Annotated in this window: 4 protein-coding genes and 1 pseudogene; all 5 read left to right on the top strand. The window is 32.8% G+C overall.

What is annotated here, in order from left to right:
- A pseudogene (locus tag ACZIYX_RS23305) lies at positions 1-209 on the top strand (hypothetical protein); the annotation flags it as partial.
- 267 nt (positions 210-476) lie between these two features.
- Positions 477-2,117 (top strand): 3-coathanger stack domain-containing protein, encoded by a 1,641-nt coding sequence (locus tag ACZIYX_RS23300; protein WP_462684670.1) that lies wholly within the window; start codon positions 477-479, stop codon positions 2,115-2,117.
- 347 nt (positions 2,118-2,464) lie between these two features.
- Positions 2,465-3,172 (top strand): hypothetical protein, encoded by a 708-nt coding sequence (locus tag ACZIYX_RS23295; protein ID WP_462684669.1) that lies wholly within the window; start codon positions 2,465-2,467, stop codon positions 3,170-3,172.
- 718 nt (positions 3,173-3,890) lie between these two features.
- Complete coding sequence (locus ACZIYX_RS23290) at positions 3,891-6,098, top strand: T9SS type A sorting domain-containing protein (RefSeq protein ID WP_462684668.1); 2,208 nt, start codon at positions 3,891-3,893, stop codon at positions 6,096-6,098.
- A 305-nt stretch (positions 6,099-6,403) separates the two neighbouring features.
- The gene (locus ACZIYX_RS23285; RefSeq protein WP_462684667.1) at positions 6,404-7,111 is read left to right on the top strand and encodes a hypothetical protein; all 708 of its coding nucleotides are present in this window, start codon (positions 6,404-6,406) and stop codon (positions 7,109-7,111) included.
- Positions 7,112-7,621 lie beyond the last annotated feature (510 nt).

Here is a 7,621-nt window from a genome sequence, read left to right as displayed (position 1 = left end):
TAGAAGAAGTGGAAAGTTTTATCAAAGAACATAAGCACCTGCCAGAAATTGCCAGCGAAGCAGAGATGATCAAAAATGATGTTAATGTAGGTACATTCCAGATCCAACTATTACAAAAGATAGAAGAGTTAACGCTATACATGATAGAATTGAAAAAAGAAAATAAAAATTTGCAGGAACAAATAAAAACTTTAGAGTATAAACATTAGTATAAGTGTTTTATTATTCATTATAAATTTTACACAGGCTGTTGTAAACAATTAAGAAAAACATTGTGCCATGAAACAATTACTTTGCTTGACTCTGATGGTTAATTTTGGATTAACAGGTTATGATGATGAGCAAAATGACACACTAAATTTTGATTTTGAAGAGTTTAAGGGACAATGTTGTTCAAATTATTTATACAACTTTTATTTCAATGACTCATTGATCTGTAATCAATGTGATAAAAAAACAATACAAAAGATATAATAATGAAACAGAGTATACTTTTACTAATTACCTTATCGCCAATTATACTATTTGGGCAAAGTTATAATTGTGATGTAAAGAAAGATTCAGCATCGTTTGTTAAAATGCCTCATTATGGGAATAATGAAATACTATATAATGTATTGGATATAACCTCCCAAACAAGTCAGTTAAAATCTGCTTCTATTGGATATCAAACCAATGATTTTCTTTTTAATATCCCTGTTAAGATATGGATTTATCATAATGATAACGGAACAAATCAGGCTGTAACTGAGGCGGAAGCGGAAGATTTTATAACAAAAACAAATACCCATTTTGCTAATAATAACGCAAACATTAGATTTTATAATAAATGTGCTTTTGAACATATAAATAGCACAACATATAATACAGTAAATTCAGATGATGAGTTTAACCGTATGATAGGTGAAAATAGAGATCCTAAGGCTTTAAACTGGCATTTTATTAGCAATGTAGACTATCCAAATCCAGATGATAATTGGGGTGGCAGAGCAAGATTTCCCGAAGATGAAAATAACTTCAGTTTTGTAATTGAAGATGGTTCGGATTTATGGATGGAAAGGTCGATTGTTCATGAAATTGGCCATACACTTGGCTTACTTCATACCCATGAATCAGCCAGAACTTCAAAATTTAATAATGGAGACGTTGATAAAAAATGTTATCAAGAATCTGTAAGTAGAGGAAGAAAAAATTGGCGTGAACATGGTTGTTTATCGACACATGGTAAATTAAAGTGTGAAATAAATGGTGATGGAATCTGCGACACTGAAGCCTCACCAAGAGGTTTAATACCTAATCTTTCTGGATGTACTTATACTGGTACAGAAAAAGATTTATGGGGTGATGTTTTTACGCCCCCTGTTAATAACTTTATGTCCTACACAAGTGCCTCCTGTAGGGACGAGTTCACTTCTGGTCAAGTTGGATCAATGCACCTTAACTTAATTTTATATATGACAGAAGGTGAACCTTGGTATAATAAAAATATTTTGTCTTTATCTGGGGTATCAAATTATGGAGATAATGAGACTTACGCATCTTCTGAAAGAATTGAAGTGGTTTCTGATAATTCTTATACGATAAACTCAGGTGCAAATGTAACCTTAATTGCTCAAAATGAAATAACGCTTAATCCTGGATTTTCTGCAAAAGCAGGCTCAGATTTTACTGCAAAAGTTGAACCAATAAATGATTGCGATTTAGTTACGATGAGTAATTCTAGCCAACTTAAATCCACATATATTTCGAAAACAAAGGAAAACAATATTGAATCCAAAGTAATAGAATTATATCTGGAATCTGAAAAGAAAAAATTACATGATAAAGAGATAGTAGAGCACAACCATACTGATATTAAAAACTTTTCAATATCTCCAAATCCTGCGTCCAGTGACATGATTAATCTTTCATTTTATTCAGTTTCTAATGAAATTGCCCACATAGAAGTTATTTCATTACTAGGAGAAACAAAAATCAGACAAAAGCAAGTTGATTGCTTTGAGGGACAAAATACTATTCCTTTTAGTATAGCAAGCTTAAGTAATGGTATATATCTTATTAAGTTATATTTAGAAAAAGATGGAAAAATATATTTATCAAAATTGGTGAAAGAGTAACTGTTTACAATAAATATACGTAATGCGGGCGATTAGGTAAATTATAACTACAGAGCATTTAATAAACAAAGTAGCGGTTTGATAGTGCAGTACTTTGAAAACCCGCACTACGTATATTCGAGTCCTTATTTATAATTCCTACAGTATGGTTCAATTAAGAAATGAAAAAAAAGACTTACTATGTAATAGGGCTATTCAAAAAACTACATACTCTCTAGGAAGAAGAATAGCTTCATAACAATTTCTTAAACTGTTTTTACGACTTCCCACCCAAAAAGGATGAGAATTGCCATGCATATTATTTAGAATTTTGCACCAGTTACTAATAACCTTTTAAAATTAAAACCATGAAAGCTATCCGTTTATTATTTTTAGTTCTGTTGGGGGTAAGTGTTGCTTGCCAGCAAGAGGAGGAACCTCAAAACCATGTAGAAGGGCAAGATTTGACCCTTAATTGGAAAACCGCAAGCCCTAAAGAGGTTTTTGGTGCTTCTGAAAACGGGTTCAATATCCCCAAAGAAGCATTGGAACAAGCATTGAAGCTACCAGAAGTATCCACAGTTCTTTTTATTTTGGAAGTAGAAAATAAACAATTACAAGTGCGTGTGGCTGGGGCAAACCCAAACGGGGATATTACCAAAGGAACATTGGCCACCCCTGTTTCCTTACAAAAAGTCATGAATAAATTAGTTGCCGAAAAATCTAAACGTTTTGAGACTACAGCACTTTCTAAATCTGTAGCCCCGCATATATTGCAACCGGACAAAGCTGCGGATTTTATTTCTGGATGGCAACAAAAATGGAAAAACAATACACTTATCGATGCTATTGGGTATAGCGATGAGCGTATTCGTTATTTTAGCATGCCGGTAGCTGTAATAGAACACATGTTGCAAAGCGAGGAAAAAGGTGTAAACTTAGTATGGGGGGTTAACCCTAAAGGTAAGTTTACCACTGTTTTTTTGCCAGAACTGGATACTAAGAAACACCTGCTAACAAAAGGAAAGTTTATTTATGATGAATCAGTGCCTTGTCCTCAGATGTGTCCGATTTAATAAAATATAGCTAAATTAATATGAAATGGCATAAAAGATTTATAAAGTAAAAAATCGAAGTTCAAGGCAAAAAACACAGTCATAGCAGAGCTATGACGAGTATTTTTAACGTAGAAATTCGATTTTTTACTAGAAAGATTAATGTTATTTTATGTTGATTTAGCTATAGGTGCCAGTTATGTGTTTTTAAACCAATAGGATAAAAAAGGCGTCAATGTTTCTGTTGTTTTTGTATAGGGAAATGAATAAAATTACAATTTGGCAGGATCTGTAAGACTATCGGGAATAGTTTTTTTTGCCAAAACACGTATCCTCCCGAGGATGGTCCTGTTAATACACTTAATTCTTATCGATAAATACAAAAATTGACAAATTTGGGATTCAAAAATATCAAAATACAAAAGGGTTTATAAAACATAGATAATAGATCAAAAAAAGACAATATGGGTACTTACTAAACCCATATTGTCTTTTTTTGATTATAGCAAGAAAACGACTGTACTTATGGCATTTTCAAGCTTCATTACTAAGCTTTACTGCATAAAGCAGGTTAAAACAAGAAAATAAAATCCAATAAAAACTTTAGAGGGCATGATCCGGGTTTACTCTCTGGGAAGAAGAATAGCTTCATAACAATTTCTTAAACTGTTTTTTCGACTTCCCACCCAAAAAGGATGAGAATTGCCATGCATATTATTTAGAATTTTACTTAAAAAAAATGAAAAAAATATTTATTTCAGTATTATTGGTTATTTGCTTAGGGGGTCAAGCGCAGGAAAACGCGAGAATGATTAGAGCTAATGATCCCAATAAGGATCCTAACTGGATTTGGTATCAAGAGTATACTAGTGGTCTTGATATGTACTATGAAGTTATTGGTCAATCTACTCCTGTTAAAGTTCCTGCAGGTAAGCAAACTCCGTTCTTTACCTCTGGACATCCTTTAAACACTGTTGATAACAAGAAAGATATGTGGCCCGAAGATGGTTGGGTTTTAGCTTATCGTGATTTTGGCAGTGTAACAAATGCTCCTGCTCAACCTTTCTTCGTATTATACAATAAATATAGAGGAATATTAAGGTACATGTTTTATAATGCTCAGAATATTTCTTACACGTACTATCGAGCGGAACTTTCATTTGTTGATCCACTATTAGCCGGGGCTTTGATGACCTTTTCAGATGATGAGAAAGCATTTTTGAATGACTATGATGCCGAAAATACACTAAATTTTATGGGCAAAGCTGCATTATTTCAAGGTTGGGGATATGCTGATTTTCAAATTTTTGGGTATGACCCCACAATGAATGTTGATTCAAGAATTCGAATTCAAATCTGGGGGATTGATGAATCCACTATAGGCGTAGAATCTACAGAGTTTACACTTAATCAAGTTCTCGATGATGCTGATTTGGAAGGTTCTAAAAGCTCGGAAGGTAATCTCAAAGAAGCATTTGATAAAGGGCAAAAATTTTATAAATCTTCAGAAAAAGCAATCAAAGCAATAAAAGACAAGGTAAATACTGAACAAAAAAAAATTGACGGGGGAAGCAGTAAACCTTGGTGGTTTGATAAGCTATCGAGAATTTCTAATTCTAGTTTAGCTAGCGCAGTACCTTATATGGCTGGTTTAGCTGGTGTCGTTAATTCTTTCTTCTTTAGTAATGATGCTTCTCCTAAGCCTCTGAAACTAAAAGGTTCATTGAAGTTAAAAGGAACAATATCAAACACAAAACTCCTTATAAGTCATGATTTTATACTTACCCCAGATGTACCTCCTACTTCTCAATATTATATTCCATTAAATGATTTTTCTTTAGGAGTGTTCAACCTAGTCAATAAACCGATAGTTCTATGGGATCAAGAATCACAATACTTTAGGTCATCATCTGATAGCAGAATTTTTTACTATGCATTTCGGTTAAAAAATCGACTTAATTATACATTTAATCATAGTTCAGGCTTAAGTATTACCTCAATGAATGCTGGATTTACTTTTAAAGATCATGCTCCTATTGAGCCTAAAAATCCAATACTTTTAGAAAGTATTGTTAATGGAGGAGTTTATGATATAACGTCAGGGAGACCTAATTCTAATAATATAATATTACCTTCAGGCATTTTTGTGGAAATCAAATTTCAAACAGATAATAATAAGAACAACGGAAATGAAATAATAGTAATAAAAAATTTCCCCATTACAATATCTGAAGAACCAGGTTCTTTATTTAACTCTGTATCCGTCAACCCTTATGATGTAACTTCTCTTTTCAAAGTTCCTGACATAATCACACTTAATAGTCAAAATGACTATAAAACTTATTCGTTTAAAAATGTTGTATTGGCCACTAATACGGTAGAAGCAGGAGGTGATTTTTATGTAGGTGATGATCTAAATAATGTTGAACTTCTTGCTGGAAATGAGATAATTTTGACACCAAACTTTCAGGTTAATTATGGGAGTAATTTTCGTGCTATTGTTCCATCCTTTGATAATCTCGAAAATGGGCGGTTTAAAAGCCATCAAAGTGTACTAGACCAACCATATAATTCATATTTCAAAAACTTTAATATGTTTGGTTATTCTTATACCCCAGATTTCAGAGATTTAGAAGTCATTTATGAAAGAGAAATGTTTTCAGAGGGTATAAATAAAAAAAATAACCAAGAAAATCTACTTGTTTACCCTAATCCTAGCAGAGGTAATGTGAATATTGAGTATATAATTCTTTCTAAAAACAGCAAGCTATATATTGAAGTGGTTGATCAACAAGGTTCTAAAGTTTATTCAGAAAAAAGAGAATTCTTATACGAAGGGACTTATCAAATTCCATTATTTTTAAGTGAACTTACATGTGGTGTTTATTTTGTACGGATTATATCAAATAATAGTTATAGAACTGGTCGTATCTTGATTATTGATTGATATGATGGTTTTAGCTTTTATAACTCTAATATATTGTGATCATGATATAACGGTAGGAATGTAAGATAGGTTTTAAGTCATGAACCATATAATTCCAGAACATTACATATTTAATATGGTTAATCAATTATATACTGTTTAAATCACATCACGGTTACAGAAGATGAGCAGGCAAAGTTCAACATTATTGTATTAACAATTTCTTAAACTGTTTTTTCGACTTCCTACCCAAAAAGGATGAGAATTGCCATGCACATTATTTAGAATTTTGCACCAGTTACTAATAACCTTTTAAAATTAAAACCATGAAAGCTATCCGTTTATTATTTTTAGTTCTGTTGGGGGTAAGTGTTGCTTGCCAGCAAGAGGAGGAACCTCAAAACCATGTAGAAGGGCAAGATTTGACCCTTAATTGGAAAACCGCAAGCCCTAAAGAGGTTTTTGGTGCTTCTGAAAACGGGTTCAATATCCCCAAAGAAGCATTGGAACAAGCATTGAAGCTACCAGAAGTATCCACAGTTCTTTTTATTTTGGAAGTAGAAAATAAACAATTACAAGTGCGTGTGGCTGGGGCAAACCCAAACGGGGATATTACCAAAGGAACATTGGCCACCCCTGTTTCCTTACAAAAAGTCATGAATAAATTAGTTGCCGAAAAATCTAAACGTTTTGAGACTACAGCACTTTCTAAATCTGTAGCCCCGCATATATTGCAACCGGACAAAGCTGCGGATTTTATTTCTGGATGGCAACAAAAATGGAAAAACAATACACTTATCGATGCTATTGGGTATAGCGATGAGCGTATTCGTTATTTTAGCATGCCGGTAGCTGTAATAGAACACATGTTGCAAAGCGAGGAAAAAGGTGTAAACTTAGTATGGGGGGTTAACCCTAAAGGTAAGTTTACCACTGTTTTTTTGCCAGAACTGGATACTAAGAAACACCTGCTAACAAAAGGAAAGTTTATTTATGATGATTCAATCCCTTGTCCTCAGCATTGTCCGATTTAATAAAATAGATGCCAGTTATATGTTTTTAAACCAATAGGATAAAAAAGGCGTTAATGTTTCTGTTTATAGGGAAATGAATAAAATTACAATTTGGCAGGACCTGTAAGACTATCGGGAATAGTTTTTTTGCCAAAACACGTATCCTCCCGAGGACGGTCCTGTTAATACACTTAATTCTTATCGATAAATACAAAAATTGACAAATTTGGGATTCAAAAATATCAAAATACAAAAGGGTTTATAAAACATAGATAATAGATCAAAAAAAGACAATATGGGTACTTACTAAACCCATATTGTCTTTTTTTTTTTGACCCTCTGTGGAAAAGGTTACACTTATTAATAAACTTAAAGAAAGAAAACAAAATCCAATAAAACTTTAGAGGGCATGATTCGGGTTTACTCTCTGGGAAGAAGAATAGCTTCATAACAATTTCTTAAACTGTTTTTTCGACTTCCCACCCAAAAAGGATGAGAATTGCCATGCATATTATTTAGAATTTTACACCA

It is taken from the genome of Aquimarina sp., from assembly GCF_977115655.1.
Note: the sequence above shows the minus strand (reverse complement) of the source record. Positions and strands in the feature narration are given on the sequence as shown.

Coding starts and splice junctions, on each gene's coding strand:
- ACZIYX_RS23300 (WP_462684670.1), top strand. CDS start 477: ATGAAACAGAGTATACTTTTACTAATTACCTTATCGCCAATTATACTA.
- ACZIYX_RS23295 (WP_462684669.1), top strand. CDS start 2,465: ATGAAAGCTATCCGTTTATTATTTTTAGTTCTGTTGGGGGTAAGTGTT.
- ACZIYX_RS23290 (WP_462684668.1), top strand. CDS start 3,891: ATGAAAAAAATATTTATTTCAGTATTATTGGTTATTTGCTTAGGGGGT.
- ACZIYX_RS23285 (WP_462684667.1), top strand. CDS start 6,404: ATGAAAGCTATCCGTTTATTATTTTTAGTTCTGTTGGGGGTAAGTGTT.